This window comes from Ensifer oleiphilus (assembly GCF_013371465.1).
GTDB classification, from domain to species: Bacteria; Pseudomonadota; Alphaproteobacteria; order Rhizobiales; family Rhizobiaceae; genus Ensifer; species Ensifer oleiphilus.
The window spans coordinates 781838-800913 of the sequence record NZ_JABWDU010000002.1 but is presented as its reverse complement, the minus strand read 5'-3'; the positions used below and the strand labels follow the sequence as shown (position 1 = coordinate 800913).

16 protein-coding genes are annotated in these 19076 nt (G+C 63.7%); 11 read left to right on the top strand and 5 right to left on the bottom strand.

Features of this window, described 5'->3' with window-relative positions:
- Positions 1–141 precede the first annotated feature (141 nt).
- Entirely contained in the window at positions 142–1803 is a 1662-nt protein-coding gene (locus HT585_RS10570; protein ID WP_176352851.1) for a thiourocanate hydratase, read from the top strand.
- On the opposite strand, the gene HT585_RS10565 is transcribed toward HT585_RS10570, so the two are convergent.
- The 5 genes from HT585_RS10565 to HT585_RS10545 form a co-directional block, all read right to left on the bottom strand.
- On the bottom strand, positions 1804–2565 hold the full coding sequence (locus HT585_RS10565; RefSeq protein WP_176352850.1) for an SDR family NAD(P)-dependent oxidoreductase: 762 nt from the start codon (positions 2563–2565) through the stop codon (positions 1804–1806).
- A 4-nt stretch (positions 2566–2569) separates the two neighbouring features.
- Entirely contained in the window at positions 2570–3388 is an 819-nt protein-coding gene (locus tag HT585_RS10560; protein WP_176352849.1) for an ABC transporter permease, read from the bottom strand.
- Entirely contained in the window at positions 3388–4254 is an 867-nt protein-coding gene (locus HT585_RS10555) for an ABC transporter permease (RefSeq protein WP_176352848.1), read from the bottom strand. The genes HT585_RS10560 and HT585_RS10555 overlap by 1 nt, the downstream gene beginning before the upstream one ends.
- A 283-nt stretch (positions 4255–4537) precedes the next feature.
- Complete coding sequence (locus HT585_RS10550) at positions 4538–5698, bottom strand: polyamine ABC transporter substrate-binding protein (protein WP_176352847.1); 1161 nt, start codon at positions 5696–5698, stop codon at positions 4538–4540.
- Between the two features lie 52 nt (positions 5699–5750).
- Entirely contained in the window at positions 5751–6839 is a 1089-nt protein-coding gene (locus HT585_RS10545; RefSeq protein ID WP_176352846.1) for a polyamine ABC transporter ATP-binding protein, read from the bottom strand.
- A gap of 186 nt (positions 6840–7025) precedes the next feature.
- Here HT585_RS10545 and HT585_RS10540 point away from each other — a divergent pair, with 186 nt between their 5' ends.
- The 10 genes from HT585_RS10540 to HT585_RS10495 all read left to right on the top strand — a co-directional run bounded on the left by HT585_RS10540 (position 7026) and on the right by HT585_RS10495 (position 19075).
- On the top strand, positions 7026–7829 hold the full coding sequence (locus tag HT585_RS10540) for a helix-turn-helix transcriptional regulator (RefSeq protein WP_176352845.1): 804 nt from the start codon (positions 7026–7028) through the stop codon (positions 7827–7829).
- A gap of 331 nt (positions 7830–8160) precedes the next feature.
- Positions 8161–9129: a sugar-binding transcriptional regulator gene (locus HT585_RS10535; RefSeq protein ID WP_176352844.1), complete on the top strand. Its 969-nt coding sequence runs from the start codon at positions 8161–8163 to the stop codon at positions 9127–9129.
- Positions 9130–9256: 127 nt separating this feature from the next.
- Positions 9257–10702, top strand: coding sequence for an ABC transporter substrate-binding protein (locus HT585_RS10530; protein ID WP_176352843.1), 1446 nt, complete (start codon positions 9257–9259; stop codon positions 10700–10702).
- 195 nt (positions 10703–10897) lie between these two features.
- A complete protein-coding gene (locus HT585_RS10525; RefSeq protein ID WP_176352842.1) occupies positions 10898–11821 on the top strand; it encodes a carbohydrate ABC transporter permease in 924 nt (307 codons plus the stop codon).
- Between the two features lie 10 nt (positions 11822–11831).
- Positions 11832–12689: a carbohydrate ABC transporter permease gene (locus tag HT585_RS10520; RefSeq protein ID WP_176352841.1), complete on the top strand. Its 858-nt coding sequence runs from the start codon at positions 11832–11834 to the stop codon at positions 12687–12689.
- 3 nt (positions 12690–12692) lie between these two features.
- The gene (locus HT585_RS10515; RefSeq protein WP_176352840.1) at positions 12693–13811 is read left to right on the top strand and encodes an ABC transporter ATP-binding protein; all 1119 of its coding nucleotides are present in this window, start codon (positions 12693–12695) and stop codon (positions 13809–13811) included.
- A complete protein-coding gene (locus HT585_RS10510) occupies positions 13808–14932 on the top strand; it encodes an ABC transporter ATP-binding protein (protein ID WP_176352839.1) in 1125 nt (374 codons plus the stop codon). Before HT585_RS10515 ends, HT585_RS10510 begins: the two co-directional genes overlap by 4 nt.
- Positions 14932–16509 carry an FGGY-family carbohydrate kinase gene (locus HT585_RS10505; RefSeq protein WP_176352838.1) on the top strand — a complete coding sequence of 526 codons (1578 nt, stop codon included), beginning with the start codon at positions 14932–14934 and terminating at the stop codon, positions 16507–16509. The genes HT585_RS10510 and HT585_RS10505 overlap by 1 nt, the downstream gene beginning before the upstream one ends.
- The gene (locus HT585_RS10500; RefSeq protein WP_176352837.1) at positions 16506–17543 is read left to right on the top strand and encodes a 2-hydroxyacid dehydrogenase; all 1038 of its coding nucleotides are present in this window, start codon (positions 16506–16508) and stop codon (positions 17541–17543) included. Before HT585_RS10505 ends, HT585_RS10500 begins: the two co-directional genes overlap by 4 nt.
- On the top strand, positions 17543–19075 hold the full coding sequence (locus HT585_RS10495) for a glycerol-3-phosphate dehydrogenase (RefSeq protein WP_176353269.1): 1533 nt from the start codon (positions 17543–17545) through the stop codon (positions 19073–19075). The genes HT585_RS10500 and HT585_RS10495 overlap by 1 nt, the downstream gene beginning before the upstream one ends.
- Position 19076: the final 1 nt, after the last annotated feature.

Here is a 19076-nt window from a genome sequence, read left to right as displayed (position 1 = left end):
GTGGCCGCTTCCATCCGCGGTGCGTGTGGCAGGCATTGCGCCGTCCCTGCCAGCGGGGAGAGGGCTAGGGTGAGGGGCCGCCCTTTTCCGTGCCACGAATGAGTGGGCACGCCCGCAGAGACAACAACGAGGAACGAGACGATGCCCAAGGCCAACCCCCGTCATCCGAATTTTCCGATCCCCGGCGGACCGGAGCTGCGCGCCAAGGGGTGGCGGCAGGAAGCCTTGCTGCGGTTGCTCGAAAATGTGCTCTCCGTCGGCGAAGACCCGGACAATCTCATCGTCTATGCCGCCCTCGGCAAGGCGGCGCGCAACTGGCCGGCGCACCGCGCCATCGTCAAGGCGCTCACCGAGATGGACGAGGACCAGACGCTGATCATCCAGTCCGGCAAGCCGGTGGGGCTCTTGAAGACCCATGCCAAGGCGCCGCTGGTGATCATGGCCAATTGCAACATCGTCGGGCAATGGGCAAAGGCCGAGGTCTTCTACGAGCTGCAGCGCAAGGGGCTGATCTGCTGGGGCGGGCTGACGGCGGGCGCCTGGCAATATATCGGCAGCCAGGGCGTGATCCAGGGCACCTACGAGATCTTCATGCGCATCGCCGAGCGCCGGTTCGGCGGCGATCTTTCAGGCCGCTTCGTGCTGACCGCGGGCCTCGGCGGCATGGGCGGGGCGCAGCCGCTTGCCGGCCGCATGGCAGGGGCTGCGATCCTCTGTGTCGACATCGATGCGGAGCGGGCGAAGAAGCGCCGGGACATCGGCTATCTCCAGGAGATCGCGCCGGATCTCGACACGGCACTGTCGATGATCGATGCGGCAGTGAAGGAAAAGCGGGCGCTTTCCGTAGGCCTCGTCGGCAATGCCGCCGAGATCTATCCCGAGATCGCAAGACGCGGCATCGTGCCCGATGTGGTGACCGACCAGACCTCGGCGCACGATCTCGTCTATGGCTACGTGCCGAAGGGCATGACGATCGATCAGGTCAAATCCCTGCGCGACGACGGCCAAGGGCAACTGATGGCCGCAAGCCGGGCCTCGATCGTCGAGCACGTCACTGCGATGCTCAACTTCCAGAAAAAGGGCGCCGAAGTCTTCGACAACGGCAACCTGATCCGCACGCAGGCGCGCGACGGCGGCGTCGCCAACGCATTCGACATCCCGATCTTTACCGAGGCCTATCTGCGCCCGCTTTTTGCCCGCGCCATCGGCCCTTTCCGCTGGATGGCACTATCGGGCGAGGAGAGCGACATCGCCCGCATCGACGACCTGCTGCTCGACATGTTCCCGGACAACAGGATCGTGACCAACTGGATCAGGCTTGCGCGCGAGCACATCCCGTTCGAAGGGTTGCCGGCGCGTATCGCCTGGCTCGGCCATGGCGAGCGGACGGCGCTGGCGCGGCGCGTCAATGAGTTGGTGGCGTCGGGCGAACTGAAAGGACCCGTCGCCTTCTCGCGCGATCATCTCGATGCCGGCGCCATGGCCCATCCCAACATCATGACCGAGCGGATGAAGGACGGATCGGACGCCATCGCCGACTGGCCCTTGCTCGATGCCATGCTGCTCTGCTCGTCGATGGCCGACCTCGTCGTCATCCATTCGGGCGGGGGAGGTTATGCCGGCTACATGACGAGTTGCGGCGTGACGGTGGTTGCCGACGGCACGCCGGATGCCGACGAGCGGCTGGATCATGCGCTCACTAACGATACGTCCCTCGGTGTTATCCGCTATGCGGACGCGGGCTATGACGAAAGTTTCGAGGAGATCGCCGCCAAGGGTATCGGGCATCTCAGGCTCGACTGATCACACCACCGTCTCGCCGCCATCCACAACCAGGATCTGACCGGTCATGTAGGACGAGCGGTCGGACACCAGAAACAGGATCGACTCGGCGATCTCCTCGACGCTGGCCCAGCGGCCGAGCGGGACCTTCTCGCGGATATAGGCTTCGATCGCGCCGCGGCCGCCCATCTGGGCGATGAAGGGGTCGTTGAAGGGGGTATCGACCCAGCCGGGGCAGAGCGCGTTGACGCGGATGCCGTGGCGGGCGTAGTCGCCGGCCATCTGCTTGGTCATGGCGATAACGGCATGCTTGGTCGTGGTGTAGGCGATCATCTCGCGGTCGTAGAGCACGCCCGACGACGATGACGTGTTGACGATGACGCCGCGGCCGGCGGCCTTCATCGACGGCATGACCAGGCGGGCGGCCATGAAATGGGCGCGCACGTTGAGGTTCCAGGACCGGTCGAAACCGGAAATCTCGACACCTTCGAGATCGCCGGCAACCTGCGCGCCGGCATGGTTGTGCAGGATATCGATGCGGCCGTGGCGGTAGAGGATGTCGGCGATGCCGTCGGCAAGGGCCGCGTCGTCGGTGACGTCGAGCGTGACAGCCTCGGCCTTGCCGCCCATGGCGCGAATGGTGTCGACGGTGAGGCTACCCGCCTCGACGCTGCGGTCGATTATGACGACGTGGGCGCCCTCGCGTGCCATGATGGCAGCACCCGCCTTTCCGATCCCGGAGCCCGCTCCGGTCACGATCGCGACCCGGTCTTTCAGGATCATCTGTTCACTCCCCGGATTTCGGTTTTTTATCCCGCATCAGGATGCGGGCGGTCAGGATCAGGAGCAGCGAGGCGACCAGCACAAGTGTCGCGATCGCGTTGATCTCGGGCGTCACGCCGCGGCGGATCGAGGCGAAGACGTAGATCGGCAAGGTCGTCTTCGAGCCGGCGACGAAGAAGGCGATGATGAAATCGTCGAAGGAGAAAGTGAAGGCGAGCAGGAAGCCGGCGAGGATCGACGGCAGGATCTGCGGCAGCACGATCAGCCGGAATGTGGTGAGCGGCGTCGCATAGAGATCGCTTGAGGCCTCGACGATATCGCGTCCGAGGCTGGCGATGCGGGCTTTCACGATCATGGTGACGAGCGCCATCGAGAAAAGGCCGTGGGCGGCAATGATCGAGCCATAGCCGAGCCCGAACTGCGGCGGCTGGTCACCCGGCCAGATCGTTGCCAGCGCCGGATTGACGAAGGAAAAGACGGCAACGAGCGCCACCAGCGTGGCGATGCCGATGACGACGCCGGGAACGACGATGGCCGCTGCAAAGAGCGCATCGAAGATCGCGCGGTTGCGCGGCGCCAGCCGCTCCATGCCGAGTGCGGCCATGGTGCCGAAGATTGCCGCGAGCGTCGCGCTGGTAAAGGCGATCATCAGGCTGTTCTGCAGCGCCGAGACCAGGAAGGTATTGCCGAGCGCCTTGCCGTACCAGGCGGTCGAAAACCCGGTGAACTCGCTGGCGCTGCGTCCGGCATTGAACGAGAACAAGACGACGAGTGCGATCGGCGCGTAAAGGAAGATGTAGACCGAGGAGATGAAGGTGCGCATCAGACGAGATCCACCTGTCTTGTGCCGGCGACCCGGAAGGCGATGCGCATAGCCACCATCAGGATCACCACGACCACGGCCACCAGCGTTACGGCGATTGCCGAGCCGAAGGGCCAGTTTCGCGATTGCAGGAAGAGATCGACCAGCGCATTGCCGATGAAGAAGACCTTGCCGCCGCCGAGAAGCTGCGGGATCAGGTATTCGCCGAGCAGCAGGATGGTGACGAGCGCCACGCCGGTCATCACGCCCGGCAGCGACAGGGGCAGGGTGACGCCGAAGAAGGTCGACACGGGTCTTGCGCCGAGGTCGGCCGAGGCTTCCAGCAGTCGGCGATCGAGCTTTTCGAGGCTGACATAGATCGGCATGATCATCAGCGGCAGGTAGCCATAGACGATGCCGAGCAGCACGGCGCCGGGCGTATTCAACAGGCGCACATCCTCAAGCCCGATCATCGACAGCAGATTGGGAATGCCGCGCGAGCCGAGAATGTACATCCAGGCGTAGGTGCGCACGAGCAGGCTCGTCCAGAAGGGCACGACCACCAGCGACACGAGGATCAGGCGGTAGCGCGGATCGGACTTGACCGCGAGATAGTAGGCGACGGGGTAGGCGACAAGCAGGCAGACGAGCGCACCGACCGGCGCCAGCACCATCGTGTTCCAGAAGGCGGCCGCGCGTGTCGGAAGTCTTGCAAACTGGGCGAAGGTAAAGGCCGCCTGATAGCCGCCTTCCGGCGCGCGCTCGCCGAAGGCGAACACCAGCATGGCGATGAACGGCAGCACGAGAAAGATCATCAGCCATGCCGCCGCCGGCGCCACCAGCGCTGCCGTCACCAGGTTTCTCTTCGTGTTCGTTGCCATAGGCATAAGGTTCATCCGTTCGAATTTCACCAGTCTTGTCTGCCCATCGGCGCGACGAGGCAGGCCCCTCATCCGGCCTGCCGGCCACCTTCTCCCCGCTTGCGGGGCGAAGGGACGTGTGGCGCCGGCCTTGCTTCCCCTTGCCCGGCCGGCGGGAGATGGGAACGGGAGCTTGCTGTTTGTCCCTTCTCCCCGTCAGAACGGGGAGAAGGTGCCGGCGGGCGGATGAGGGGCGCCTCACGACGTGGATGAGGGCGTTCCCTCTCCGCGTGGGTAGCCCCATGCCAGCTCAAGCCGACTTGAAACGTGCCATCAGTTCGGCCCGGCCCGGATCCGTCAGCGTCACCGCGGCGCCGAATTCGAGCGGCGTCAGGGAGGCTTCGTCCGGATAGACGATCTTGTTGCCGGTGACGTCGGCCGGAAGCAGCTTCAGCACACGGCTGTCGGTGGTGGGCGCGCCGTTGGCGATGTGCTCCTTGACGGCGTTTTCCGGCTTCATCAGGTAGTTGAGCAGCGCATAGCCGGCCGCCTTGTTGGCGGCGCTCTTCGGGATCGCGTAGAAGTCCGACCAGATCTCGCCGCCGTCCTTGCCGAGCACGAACTGGATTTCCGGCATGTCGCGATTGAGCTGGGCGCCGTCATTGGTCCAGCACATGGTCATCCAGGCGTCGGTGGCGCGCATCGACGGCTGGTAATCGCTGTTGATGGCGTAGAGATGCGGCTTCACCTTGATCAAGAGTTCCTCGGCCTTGGCCAGTTCTTCCGGCTTGGTGGAATTGAACGAATAGCCGAGCGAGACCAGCGCGTTGCCGATGGTGGTCAGCTGGTAGTCGTGCACCATGGCTCGGCCGTCGGCCTCGGTCATGGCGACCTCGAAGAAGTCCTTCCAGCTGGTGACGGGCGTCTTGATCTTGCTCGAGTTGAGCGCGATGCCGGTGGTGCCCCAGTTCTTCGGCACGGCATAGGTCTTGCCGTCGACGACGCCCTCGTTGGTGAAGCGCGCGGTTTCGGTCGCGGCGTCGTAGTTCGGCAGCTTGGAAAGATCGAGTTCGTCGATCAGGCCGAGCTTCACATAGGTGGAGATGGTGTAGTTGGTGGGCACGAAAAGGTCCCAGCCGGTGCCGCCGGCCTGGAGCTTGGCCAGCATCTCCTCGTTGGAGCCGAAGACGTTGACTTCGACGGCAACGCCGGTTGCAGCCTGGAACGCCTCGAAGGTGGCGGGGTCATGGTAGTTCGGCCAGGTGGCGATCGACATTTGTGTGCCGAGATCCTGCGCGAAGGCGGTCGAGCTGAACAGGCCGGGCTGGCGCGCCAGCACCGCGGTTGCAAGGCCAAGGCCGGTCACGCCGAGGAAGTGGCGGCGGCTGACCGAGCCGCGCTTCAGGCGCATCAGCTCGTCGGCAAGCTTGTCGGCGGTAATCGGGGCATTTTCTCTGTACCATTTGGTCATGACGCTGTTCCCTTTATCGTTTGACGTTCATGCATCAGCAGGTGTGGCCCAGTCAGGCCGGAAAGACGTGGAGCGCGTTGGGATCGAAGGCGAGGCCGACCCTGTCACCGGGCTCGACGAGATCGCCGTCGCCGAGCGCCCTGCGGTCGGCGGTGACGAGAAAGTCGCCGAGGCCGTCGACATCGACGGAATATTCGACCGACGATCCCAGGAAAATGCGATGGGTGACGATGCCCGAGAGGGCGGCGGTGCCAGCCGCGCCGTTGCGTTTCAGGCTGATCGCTTCGGGGCGCAGGGCGACCATGGCGGCGCCTGCGCTCGGCGTCGTGGCAACCGGAGCGGCAACCCGCGTGCCATCGGCAAACACCACCGACGCGCCGCCGGTGTCGACGGTGGCAGCGATCCGGTTGGTCTTGCCAACGAAATCGGCGACGAACAGGCTTGCCGGACGGTCGTAAATGTCCTGCGGCGGACCCACCTGGACGATGCGGCCGGCATTCATGACGCAGACGAAGTCGCTCATCGACAGCGCTTCTTCCTGGTCGTGGGTGACGAGCACGAAGGTGATGCCGAGGTCTCGTTGCAGCGTCTGCAGCTCGATCTGCATGGCGGTGCGCAGCTTCTTGTCGAGCGCTGCCAAGGGTTCGTCGAGCAGCAGCACCTTCGGCTTGTTGACGATGGCGCGGGCAAGCGCCACGCGCTGCTGCTGGCCGCCGGACATTTCGTGGATCCGGCGTTTGCCGAAGCCGCCAAGCCGCACCATCTCCAGCGCTTCCTGGGCGCGGCGCGAAATCTCAGCGCCTGATATGCGCGGCCGCATCTGCCTTAAGCCGTAGGAGACGTTCTGCTCGACATCGAGATGGGGAAACAGCGCATACTGCTGGAACACCATGTTAACAGGGCGCCTGTAGGCGGCAACGCCGTTCATCGCCTCACCGCTGATATAGACCGTGCCCTCGCTCGGCTGTTCGAAGCCGCCGATCATGCGCAGGCAGGTGGTCTTGCCACAGCCCGAAGGGCCGAGCAGCGCCATGAAGGCGCCCTTGGGCACCGCGAAGTTGATGTCCGAAACGGCGGTCACGCTGCCATAGCGTTTGGCGACCGAACGGAACTCGATGTCGTTCGTCGAAGCGGATGTCACGTCTGTTCCCTGCGGTTGTTGTCGGATACCGCCAAGGCGCTGATGCCCTGGTGCTCCACCGTCATTGACAAGCAGCCTAGTCAAAGCGCCCGGTGCCGGTATATACCCCGAGAGAGGTATTTTAACTCAGAATGGCTTGTGGGAGGAGTATACCCCTAAACAGGGCCGGATCGGCGGGAGAGCGGTTTGGGCATCGATCTCGAGGGGTTATTTCAGGTCCTGGCGCCCATGGTCGACGGGGCGGTGATGGACGACGAGGCCGTGGGCTCGGCCTATCGGCAATTGATGTCGACGCTGATGACCTTCGATTACGTGGTGGTGTTCGCCTATCGCGGCAAGGAACGGCCGATCGACCTTTACAGCACCTTCAATGCCAGGGATCACGTGCTGTTCGTCAGCCTTTATCAGGCCGGCCCCTATCTGCTCGACCCGTTTTACCATGCGGCCTGCGAGGGCAAGCCGGGTGTCTGGCGGATGCGCGAGCGGGCGCCGGACCGTTTTTTCTCCAGCGAATACTATCGGACTTACTACGTGCAGACGGGCCTGGCGGAAGAGGTCGGCTTCTTCGTGCCGATCAGCGACGAGATCACCGTCGTGTTGTCACTGATGCGACGCGAGGCGACGGGGTCTTTCAGTCCTGCGGAATTCGCCCTGTTGAAGAAGGTCGAACCGCTGGTCTCCGCACTGGTGCGCCACCATTGGGCCGATCTCGGCCGCCGGTTCGATGCGGCTTTGGCTAAGACGGGTCGCAGCCGCCGGAAATCCACACATCCACCGGCCGACGGCGTCTGGCAACATCTCAATCTGACGGAGCGTGAAGCCGCGATCATCGAACTGGTGCTGCAGGGGCATTCGTCGGAATCGATCGGTCTGAAGCTCGGCATCTCCACCGGCACGGTCAAGGTTCACCGCCGCAACGTCTACCGCAAACTCGGCATCTCCTCGCAGACGCAGCTTCTCTCGCTCTATCTGCGCAATCTCGGCCAGTAGGCCGGCCCGCTCGTAGCAGCAGTTTAACCGGCATCCCTATCGTCGATACGGATTGGTGCCGTTTTCTCCGACGACCAAAGCGGTCAAGCCTTCGGTCCGGCTTTTTGCCGTTCCCGTCTACATTTGGCATCGGCTCTTGGCCCCTGGCGCCCGCATCAAATCCACCCTTGGTCCCCATCACTCCCGCTGATCCACGAACCGTGATCACACCACGTACGTTCTTGCTTGACATTTTTTTCACGACATGAAATTTCTTTCATCAACGAGATAAAAATATCATGCGGTGCAAAATTTATCATGCGCTGCAGCATAAAAGATCCGGGTGGAAACGATGGCGATCATCGGCGGTGCAAACCTTCGCGACGACGAAACCAGCATGGCGACGCGGGCGGCCTGGCTGCACTACGCGGGCGGCCTGACCCAGGCGGAGGTGGCCAAGCGGCTGGGGCTGACGTCGCTCAAAGCGCACCGCCTGATCATGAAGGCCAACCAGGAAGGCCTGGTGAAGGTCTATATCGATGGCGAAGTGTCGGAATGCGTCGAGCTGGAGCAGAAGCTCTCGGCGCGGTATGGTCTCGACTACTGCGAGGTGGTGCCGGATTTCGATGCGGACGATCTGCCGCTGAAGGCGCTCGGCATATCGGGCGCGCAGTTCCTGAAGCGCGAGATCGAGCGCGGCGAGACCGCGCTCGTCGGTGTTGGCCACGGCCGCACGCTTGCCGCGTGCGTCGAATATCTGCCGCGAACGACCAGCAACAACACCCGGTTCGTCTCACTGCTCGGCGGGCTCACCCGCAAGTTTTCGGCCAATCCGCACGACGTGATCCACCGGCTGGCCGAGCGAACGGGTGCTGAAGCCTATGTCATGCCCGTTCCGTTCTTCGCCAACACGGTCGAAGACCGTGACGTGCTCTTCAGCCAGCGCGGCGTGCGCGAGGTCTTTGATCTCGCCAAGACCGCCGATCTGCTGATGGTCGGCATCGGGACGGCGGAGCGTGAGGCGTCGCTGGTGTCTACCGGCATGATCGAGATGAGCGAGATCGAGGAAATTCAAAGGGGAGGCGGCAAGGGCGAGTTGCTCGGCCACTTCTTCGACGATGACGGCCGGCCGATCGAGACAACGCTGTCGAACCGCACCTTCACCTTGAGCCGTGACGACCTGAGAGACCGCCGCACGGTGGCGGTTGCCGGCGGCAAGATCAAGACGCCGGCGATTCGCGCCGTGCTTGGCAGCGGCCTGTTGAGCGGGCTCATCACCGACGAAAAGACGGCCCGGGCGCTCGCCGCCGACGTCAAATGAGGAGTGTCTGACGAGATCGAGAGGCGAGGGCGAGGAGGTGTCGCTCTCAAGCCTCTGGGGGAGGAATACCGGTCGGGTAGCCGGTGATCGCATGATGCAATCATACCCGCAACGGAGGAGAAGACTTATGTACGAGAAGGAGAAAGACCTCATCAGCGCGTTTCTGCGCGGAGAGGTAGATCGTCGCGGCATGCTCAAGGGTCTCGGTGCTGCGGGCCTTGCCGCCGGCACGGCCGGTACGCTCTTCAACATGGTATCGACCCAGGCGCTCGCCGCCGACTTCGACTGGAAGGCGCATTCCGGAAAGTCGCTGAAGCTGCTTTTGAACAAGCATCCCTATGCCGATGCGATGATTGCCAACCTTCAGGCCTTCAAGGATCTGACCGGCATCGAAGTCACCTATGACGTGTTCCCGGAAGACGTCTATTTCGACAAGGTGACGGCAGCGCTGTCCTCTGGCTCTGCCGAGTACGACGCCTTCATGACCGGCGCCTACATGACCTGGACCTATGGTCCCGCAGGCTGGATCACCGATCTCAACGAATGGATCAAGGATCCGACCAAGACCAATCCGCAATATGCCTGGGACGACTTCCTGCCGGGCGTGAAGAACTCCTGCGCCTGGAACGGCCAGCCGGGCGGCGCGCTCGGGTCGGAAGACGCCAAGCAATGGTGCATTCCGTGGGGCTATGAGCAGAACAACCTCTCCTACAACCAGGAAATGTTCGATAAGGCCGGCGTCGCCGTTCCGAAGAACCTCGACGAGCTTTCCGCTGCTGCGGCGAAGCTCACCAAAGATGTCGGCGGCGGTGTCTACGGCATCGGCGTGCGTGGTTCGCGCTCCTGGGCGACGATCCATCCTGGCTTCCTGTCGGGCTACGCCAATTTCGGCCAGAAGGACCTGAACGTCTCGGCGGACGGCAAGCTTTCCGCGGCGATGAATACGGCCGAATCCAAGGCCTTCCACACCAAATGGGTATCAATGATCCAGGAAAGTGGACCGAAGGACTGGTCGACCTACACCTGGTATCAGGTCGGCACCGATCTCGGCGCCGGCGCCTCCGCGATGATCTACGATGCCGACATTCTCGGCTACTTCATGAATGGCGGCGACAATAAGATGGCCGGCAAGCTGGCCTACGCGCCGTTCGCCGCCAATCCTGCGGCCTCCGCGCCGACGCCGAACATCTGGATCTGGTCGCTTGCCATGTCCAATTTCGCCAAGGACAAGGACGCGACCTGGTACTTCCTGCAATGGGCTAGCGGCCTCGAGCATGCCATCTTCGGCGCGACCAAGATGGACTTCGTCAACCCGGTTCGCGCGTCGGTCTGGAAGGACGAGATATTCCGCGAGCGGCTGAACAAGAGCTATCCGGGCTATGTGGAGATGCACGATATTTCCGCACCGGGCGCGAAGATCCACTTCACCGCGCAGCCGCTGTTCTTCGACGTCACCACCGAGTGGGCGGCGACGCTGCAGAAGATGGTCGCCAAGCAGGTGCCGGTCGATGAAGGTCTCGACCAGCTCGTCGAAAGCATCGATCGCCAGCTGAAGGAAGCTGGTCTCGGCTGATAGGCCTCCCAAGCGATGCCCGGCGACTTGAGAGCCGCGCGTTCAGGCGAACGCAAAAAGGCACTTGAGCGCCGGGCGTCCCGCAAGTTCGGCTTACAGCCGTTAAAACAACCTGAGATGCCGATGGACTGGCGCGGGCGCGAGACGCCTCGCGTGCCGCGTGCTTTCTTCAAGAATTAGAGAACGGAGCTCGACATGGCTTCAACAGCAACCCTCCGCAAACCGGCGTCAGGCTTCAGGATCAGCAGGAAGATGCTTCCCTATGTGCTGAGCCTGCCGGCGCTTCTGGTGTGCATCGGCATTCTCATCCCCTTCTTCACGGCGGTTATCTACTCGTTCCAGCGCTACCGGCTGAGCCAGCCCTGGGCGCGCCAGTTCAACTGGGGCGAAAACTACCTGAACTTCGTCACCGACCCGGCCTTCTGGAACACGCTGAAGGTGTCGCTGCTTTATGCCGGCATCACCGTGACGCTGGAACTGCTGCTCGGCCTCGGCATCGCTCTGCTCCTGCAGCGCCGCTCCACCATCAACAACTTCATTTCGATCATGCTGCTGCTGCCGCTGATGATCGCGCCGGCGCTGGCCGCGCTGATGTGGAAGCTGATGACCAATCCGAGCTTCGGTATCCTGAGCTACCTCGCAAGCCTCGTCGGCCTGCATGATTTTCGCTGGGCCTCATCACCGGATACGGCACTTCTGACCGTGGTCCTGGTTGATATCTGGGTCTACACGCCCTTCATCATGATCCTGCTTCTGGCCGGCCTCCGGTCGCTGCCGACCCAACCGTTCGAGGCGGCGGCGCTTGACGGCGTGCCGAGAAGCTTCGTGTTCTTCCGCATCACCCTGCCGATGCTGACGCCCTATATCCTGACGGCGACCCTGTTCCGATTGCTCGACAGCATCCAGCAGTTCGACATCATCTATGCGATGACCCAGGGGGGACCCGGCAACACGCTGACCGTCTTCCAGGTCGAGGCCTATCTCAACTTCTTCCAGTCGACCAATGTCGGCCGTTCGGCGGCGCTTCTGATCATCCTGTGGGCGATCACCTACACGCTCTCCAACGTCTTCATCAAAAACTGGCTGCGCCTGCGCGAACGCGCTCGCGGCGAAGCGTAAGGAGGTTCCAATGGATACCACGTCTCCCCTCGAACGGATCCTGCGCGCTGTCGCCCTGACGCTCGTCGTGGTCTTTTTCATGTTCCCGATCTTCTGGATTTTCCTGATGTCGTTCCAGACGAACGAGACGATCCTGTCGATCCCGCCGTCGATCGTGTTTTCGCCGACGCTGTCGAACTATGCGGCGTTGATCACCGGCAAGCTGCAGACAGCCGCCGGCACCCTCGACATCGCCTTCATGCGCAACCTCGGCAACTCGATCTTCCTGTCGGTGACCTCTGTTGCCGTGGCGCTGGTGCTCGGTGTTCCCGCGGCCTATGCCTTTGCCCGGCACAAGTTCAAGGGATCGGAGGACATCGCGTTCACGCTTCTGTCCTTCCGCTTTGCGCCGCCGCTCCTGGTGCTCTTGCCGCTGACCCAGTATTTCCAGTGGCTCGGTCTCTCCAACACGTACTTCGGCCTGATCTGGGTCTACCAGCTCATCTGCCTGCCGCTCATCCTGTGGATCGTGCGCGGCTACTTCGAGGATATCTCGGCCGACGTCGAATATGCCTATCGCATCGCCGGCCATTCCTGGTTTGCGACCTTCCGCAAGATCGCCCTGCCGCTTGCCGGTCCGGGGATCGCTGCCGCCGGCCTGCTCGCCTTCATCTTTGCCTGGAACAATTTCGTCTTTGCACTGGTGCTGGCGTCCGCCGACAAGCAGCCGGTGACCGTGGGCGCTCTTGCCTTCATCACTTCTTCAGGCATCCAATATGGGCAGATCGCCTCGGCCATCGTTCTCTCGGTCACGCCGACGCTGGCGCTCGCACTCTACGCTCAGCGCTACCTGGTCGAAGGCCTGTCGCTTGGCGCGGTGAAAGGGTAAGACATGACGACGCTTCACTTGAAAAACATCGTCAAGCGCTACAAGAGCCACACGGTTCTCGACGACCTGTCGCTCGACGTCGCCGATGGCGAACGCCTGGTGCTCTTCGGTCCGTCCGGTTCCGGCAAGACGGTGCTTCTGCGCCTCGTCGCCGGCGTCATCGAGCCGGACGAGGGCAGGGTGCTAATCGGCGGCGAGGACATGACCGATGTCGATGCCGAACATCGCGGTGTCGGCATGGCCTTCCAGAACTTCGCGCTCTTCCCGCATATGAGCGCCTTCGACAATATCGCGAGCCCGCTGACGGCGACGCGGTCGTCGAAGGATGCGATTGCGGCGGGCGTGCAGAAGGTCGCCAAGCTCCTGAAGATCGACCATGTGCTGAGCCATCACCCCAAGGCGCTCTCCAACGGCCAGAAGCAGCGCACGGCCCTTGCCCGCGCGCTCGTCGGCTCGCCGCCGCTGCTGCTTCTTGACGACCCGTTGCGCAATGTCGACGCCAAGCTGCGCTTCGAGATGCGGCTGGAACTGCCGCGCCTGTTGGCCGCGCAAGGCGCAACCGTCGTCTACGTCACCCAGGACTACAAGGAGGCCATGGCGCTCGGCGACCGGATCGCCGTGATGTCGCAGGGCCGCATCCGCCAGATCGGCACGCCGCAGCAGATCTACAACGCGCCCGCCGATATCGAGATTGCCCGTCTCTTCGGCGATCCGACGATCAATCTTCTCGACGTGACGCCGCAAAAGGGCGGTGAGGGCGTCTTCGTCGAGCTTTCCAATGTCCGGGTGCGGCTTGCCGACTATGACGGCGATGTCTCCGGCAAGTCGTGTGTTCTCGGTCTTCGCCCGGAAACCATCGTCTTTGTCGACGCATCGGCGCCGGGTGCCATTCCCGTGACGGTCGAGGCGGAAACGCCTCTCAACGAAAAGACCGTGACTTTGGCGATGACCGCGCGCGGCCGGGAAATCCTGGTTTCGCGCCCGGCCGGAACGCCGGGGCCGGTGGCAGGGCCTGCCCATATCGCCGTCAACGGCGCCCAGGCCTTCCTCTTCGACAAGGCGAGCGGCCGGCTTCTGCCGCGCGTCGACAGAGAATCCAAGCGCAATGGAGAAGCGGCATGAACGACACCGCTCTTTTGATCCGGGACGTCGACAAGTTCTATGGCCCCGTCGATTACGGCGTGCACGCCGTCAAGAAGCTCAACATGGATGTCGGAAAGGGCGAGATCATCGCGCTTCTCGGCTCGTCCGGTTGCGGCAAGACCTCGACATTGCGCATGATCGCCGGCTTCGAGGCGGTGTCGCGCGGCACGATCTCGCTGGGCGGACGCGAGGTGCAGACCCTCGCGCCGGTGCGCCGCAACGTTGCCATGGCTTTCGAGGGCTATTCGCTCTACCCGCCGCTGACTGTGCGCGAGAACATCGCCTTTGCGCTCAAGGCGTCGAAGCTGTCGCAGAGTGTCGTCGACGACAAGGTGGCCGGTATCGCCAAGCTCTTGGAAATCGAAGACATTCTCGGACGCTATCCGAGCTCGATTTCCGGCGGCCAGCAGCAGCGCGCCTCGCTCGGCCGAGCCCTGATCCGCGACGCCAGCCTGCACCTGCTTGACGAGCCGATGGGCCAGCTCGAGCCGCAGCTGCGCGCCGTGCTGCGCGGCCGCATCAAGCACTACATCAAGGAGCGCGGGCTGACGGCGATCCTCGTCACCCACGACCAGACGGAGGCGAACGCGCTTGCCGACCGCATCGCCGTCATGGAGGGCGGGGTGCTGCAGCAGTTCGACACGCCGCAGAAGATCAAGGAGCGCCCGGCCAACCTCTTCACCGGCACCTTTGTCGGCGAGCCGCCGATGAACGTGTTCGAGGCAAGCATCGCCGGTTCCGAGAACAAGGTCTCGTTCGGCCTCAAGGATGGCGTCAGGCTCGACTATGCGGCATCGGATTTCTCCCATGCGGTGCGTGACGCGCTGATGAAACGGCAGAAGGTGGTGCTCGGGATAAGGCCATACGCGGTGCGCCGCAGCGCCGACGGGGTTTCCGGCCGGGTGGCGGTCAACCAGTGGCTGGGCGACCAGACCCATATCGCTGCCGACTTTGCCGGCGGTACCATGGTGCTGGTCGAGCACGACCGCACCGAGCTTGCCGTCGGCCAGCCGATCGGCATCCGGCTCGACCCGTCGAGCCTGCACGTTTTCGACGGTGACAGCGGCAAGGCGATCAGCCATGGCGTGGAGCTCGCCTGATGCGCGATATCCTCATCGGCATCGATGCGGGAACGTCGGTCATCAAGTCGGTGGCCTTCGACCTTGGCGGGCGGCAGCTTGCCATGGCCGCGGTGTCGAATTCCTATGAAGCCGTCGGCAGGACCGGAAGCGTCCAGGATCTCAACCGCACCTGGGCCGATACGGTCACCACCCTGAAGGAGCTGTCGGCCAAGATCGAGAACCTCCCGGGCCGCGTTGCCGCCATTGCGGTGACCGGCCAGGGCGATGGCACCTGGATGATCGACAAGGCGGGTGAGCCGATCGGCAAGGGCTGGCTCTGGCTCGACGCGCGCGCCGGCGATACGGTCGAGCGCCTGCGCGGCGACAGCGGCGATGTCGAGCGCTTTGCCAGCACAGGCTCCGGCCTTGCCGCCTGCCAGCAGGGCGCGCAACTGCGCTGGATGAGCGACAACGCGCCGGAAATGCTGTCGGGTGTCGCGACCACGTTCCACTGCAAGGACTGGCTCTATTTCAAGTTGACGCAGGTGCGTGCGACGGATCCGTCCGAAGCCAATTTCACCTTCGGCAACTTCCGCACCCGCAGCTACAACGACGACGTCATCCGTTTTCTCGGCCTGCAAAAGCTCAAGCATTTCCTGCCGGAGATCGTCGACGGGGCGATATCGCATCATCTGCTCTCGACGGATGCGGCTGCTGCCACCGGCCTTCCCACGGGCACACCGGTGGTGCTCGGCTATGTCGACGTGGTGTGCACGGCCCTTGGCGCCGGGCTCTACGATCCCGGCACCGACACCGGCTGCTCGATCATCGGCTCGACAGGCATGCACATGCGGCTTGCGACCAGCGCCGACGACGTGCGGCTCAACCGCGATCTCACCGGCTACACCATGTGCATGCCGATTGCCGACACCTACGCGCAGATGCAGTCGAACATGGCGGCAACGCTGAACATCGACTGGATCCTCTCGGTCGCGGGCGGGCTCCTGAAGGGCATGGGCGTCGAGAAGACCAAGGCTGAGCTTCTGTCCCACGTCGACGGCTGGCTGGCTGAGGCCAAGGATAGCTCGCTCATGTTCCAGCCCTATATCTCGGAAGCCGGCGAGCGCGGGCCCTTCGTCGACGCTTCGGCGCGCGCCTCCTTCGTCGGGCTTTCGATCACCCATGGTTTCGGCGACATGGTGAAGGCGGTGTTCGACGGGCTCGCCATGGCCGCGCGCGATTGCTACGCCGAGATGGGGCCGCTTCCCGGCCGGATTCGGCTGACCGGCGGGGCTGCACGCAGCGCCTCGCTTCGGCGCATTCTCGGTGGTGCTCTCGGCGCCAGCGTCCAGACCAGCGAACGCGAGGAGGCGGGGGCGGCGGGTGCTGCCATGATCGCCGCCGTGTCACTCGGCATCTATCCCTCGATGGCCGACTGCGTGCGTGACTGGGTGTCGCCGCACCAGCGTGCCGCCGAGCCGGCCGACGAGGCGCTGGCGCGCCGTTACGACGGCCTTTTCCCCTCCTACCAGCAGTCGCGCATTGCGCTTCGCCCCGTGTGGCACGCCCTTTCGGAAGGGGCTGCCTCGGGACCACAACAGGAAAAACTGAAATGAAGAAGATAGCCATCATCGGCGACCGGTTCATGCTGCCGGACGTGTTTCGCGACAAGATCGTCGAAGCAAGCGGCGACGGCCACGACATCCGCACTCTCGAACTGCCCTGGCCGGATGTGCCGATGGAGCACGGTTATGCCGTCGAAGGCATGGACGGCCTGAAGGAGTATCTGGGCAAGGCCGACGATATCATCGAGTTCATCGGCGACGCCGAAATCCTGGTGACGCAGCTCGCGCCCTTGTCGCGCGGCATGCTGACCGCGCTTCCCGGGCTGAAGCTCGTCGCCGTCTCGCGCGGCGGGCCTGTCAATATCGATATGGCGGCTGCGCGCGACGCCGGTATCAGCGTCGTCAACACGCCCGGCCGCAATGCCAGCGCCGTTGCCGAATTTACGCTCGGCGCGATCCTCGCCGAGACGCGGCTGATCCGCACCGGCCACGAGGCGCTGCGCAAGGGCGAGTGGCGCGGCGATCTCTACCGCGCAGACCGCACCGGCCGCGAACTCTCGGAATTGACCGTCGGCGTCATCGGCTATGGCAATATCGGCACCAAGGTCGTCCGGCTGCTCAGGGCCTTCGGCACGAAGGTGCTGGTGCACGACCCCTATGTGCAGCTTTCCGCCGACGACCTCAACGCCGGCGTTGAGCAGGTGTCGCTCGACAGACTCCTGTCGCGCTCCGACGTCGTGACGCTGCATCCGCGCGTCACCGAGGAAACGCGCAACATGATGAATGCCGAGACCTTCGCGAAGATGAAACCCGGAGCCATCTTCGTCAACACGGCGCGCGGGCCGCTTTGCGACTATGACGCGCTCTACGAAAACCTGGTGAGCGGCCACCTGTCGGCGGCAATGCTCGAGACCTTTTCGGTGGAGCCGGTGCCGGAGGACTGGCCGCTGCTGCAGCTTCAGAACGTGACGCTGACGCCGCACATCGCCGGCGCGTCGGTACGCACCGTTACGTTTGCCGCCGAGATGGCTGCCGAAGAGGTGCGCCGCTACATTGCCGGCCTGCCGCCGGTCAATCCGTGCTGATGACGGGAGGCAAGACCGTGGGTTCCGAGACCGGACTATATGATCTTTTCGTGGTCGGCGGCGGCGTCAACGGTGCCGGTATTGCGCGCGATGCCGCCGGGCGGGGGCTCTCGGTGCTTTTGTGCGAGAAGGACGATCTGGCGCAGGGCACGAGCTCGCGCTCGGGCAAGCTGGTGCATGGCGGCTTGCGCTATCTCGAATATTACGAGTTCCGGCTGGTGCGCGAGGCGCTGATCGAGCGCGAGGTGCTGCTCTCGTCCGCCCCGCACATCATCTGGCCGATGCGTTTCGTGCTGCCGCACAATCCGGCCGACAGGCCCGCCTGGCTCGTGCGACTCGGGCTCTTCCTCTACGATCATCTTGGCGGCCGCAAGCGCCTGCCGGGCACGCGCAGCCTTGATCTCAGGACTGCGCCCGAGGGCGCGCCGATCAAGCGGGACTATCGCAAGGCCTTCGAATATTCCGACTGTTGGGTGGATGACGCCCGGCTCGTCGTGCTCAACGCGCTCGATGCGCAGAAGAAGGGCGCGCGGGTGCTGACCCGGACGGCCTGCAGCGCCATTCGCCGGATCGACGGCCTCTGGCACGTGGAGATGACGGACCTGCGCACCGGCGTGAGGTCCGAGGTCAGGGCGCGCTCGGTCGTCAACACGGCCGGGCCATGGGTCAACGACATCATTGGCAGGGTCGCCGGGCTCAACTCCAGCCGCAGCGTGCGGCTGGTCAAGGGCAGCCATATCGTCGTGCCGAAATTCTGGGAGGGGCGGCAGGCCTACCTGGTGCAGAACCCGGACAAGCGGGTGATCTTCATCAATCCCTACCAGAACGATCTGGCGCTGATCGGCACGACCGACATTCCCTACGAGGGACGTCCCGAGGATGTATCTGCCGATAGCAACGAGATCGCCTATCTCTTGAAATCGGTGAACCGCTATTTCAAGCAGCAGCTGACCGAGGACGATATCGTGCATTCCTTCTCGGGCGTGCGCCCGCTCTATGACGACAATGCCGAGAACCCCTCGGCGGTGACGCGCGACTATATCTTCGAGGTCGATGCCGCCAATGGGCAGGCGCCGCTGCTCTCAGTCTTCGGCGGCAAGATCACGACGTTTCGCAAACTGTCCGAGCATGCGCTGGAGCGGCTGAAGCCGTTCTTCCCTCAGATGGGTGCGGCCTGGACGGCAAAAGCACATCTGCCCGGCGGCGACATGGCCAATGCCGATTTCGAGCAATTCCTTGGGGATCTGAGGGCCCGCTATCGCTGGCTGACGGCGGATCTCGCCAAGCACTATGCGCGGCTCTACGGTACGCGTACGCATGATCTGATCGGCAATGCCACGTCGCTCGACGACCTCGGCGCCGTCTTCAGTCCGCTGTTTCGCGAGCGCGAGGCGCGCTTCCTGATGGAGAACGAATGGGCCATGACCGCGGACGATCTCCTGGAGCGTCGGACGAAACATGGCCTGCACATGACGCCGGCCGAACGGCAGGCTTTCACCGGCTGGCTGGAACGCCAGCAAGTGGCGGCCTGAG

What these genes read in the sequence shown, in the direction of transcription:
- HT585_RS10570 (WP_176352851.1), top strand. Translation starts at nt 142, where the DNA reads ATGCCCAAGGCCAACCCCCGTCATCCGAATTTTCCGATCCCCGGCGGA.
- HT585_RS10565 (WP_176352850.1), bottom strand. Translation starts at nt 2,565, where the DNA reads ATGATCCTGAAAGACCGGGTCGCGATCGTGACCGGAGCGGGCTCCGGG.
- HT585_RS10560 (WP_176352849.1), bottom strand. Translation starts at nt 3,388, where the DNA reads ATGCGCACCTTCATCTCCTCGGTCTACATCTTCCTTTACGCGCCGATC.
- HT585_RS10555 (WP_176352848.1), bottom strand. Translation starts at nt 4,254, where the DNA reads ATGCCTATGGCAACGAACACGAAGAGAAACCTGGTGACGGCAGCGCTG.
- HT585_RS10550 (WP_176352847.1), bottom strand. Translation starts at nt 5,698, where the DNA reads ATGACCAAATGGTACAGAGAAAATGCCCCGATTACCGCCGACAAGCTT.
- HT585_RS10535 (WP_176352844.1), top strand. Translation starts at nt 8,161, where the DNA reads ATGGCGATCATCGGCGGTGCAAACCTTCGCGACGACGAAACCAGCATG.
- HT585_RS10530 (WP_176352843.1), top strand. Translation starts at nt 9,257, where the DNA reads ATGTACGAGAAGGAGAAAGACCTCATCAGCGCGTTTCTGCGCGGAGAG.
- HT585_RS10525 (WP_176352842.1), top strand. Translation starts at nt 10,898, where the DNA reads ATGGCTTCAACAGCAACCCTCCGCAAACCGGCGTCAGGCTTCAGGATC.
- HT585_RS10520 (WP_176352841.1), top strand. Translation starts at nt 11,832, where the DNA reads ATGGATACCACGTCTCCCCTCGAACGGATCCTGCGCGCTGTCGCCCTG.
- HT585_RS10515 (WP_176352840.1), top strand. Translation starts at nt 12,693, where the DNA reads ATGACGACGCTTCACTTGAAAAACATCGTCAAGCGCTACAAGAGCCAC.
- HT585_RS10510 (WP_176352839.1), top strand. Translation starts at nt 13,808, where the DNA reads ATGAACGACACCGCTCTTTTGATCCGGGACGTCGACAAGTTCTATGGC.
- HT585_RS10505 (WP_176352838.1), top strand. Translation starts at nt 14,932, where the DNA reads ATGCGCGATATCCTCATCGGCATCGATGCGGGAACGTCGGTCATCAAG.
- HT585_RS10500 (WP_176352837.1), top strand. Translation starts at nt 16,506, where the DNA reads ATGAAGAAGATAGCCATCATCGGCGACCGGTTCATGCTGCCGGACGTG.
- HT585_RS10495 (WP_176353269.1), top strand. Translation starts at nt 17,543, where the DNA reads ATGACGGGAGGCAAGACCGTGGGTTCCGAGACCGGACTATATGATCTT.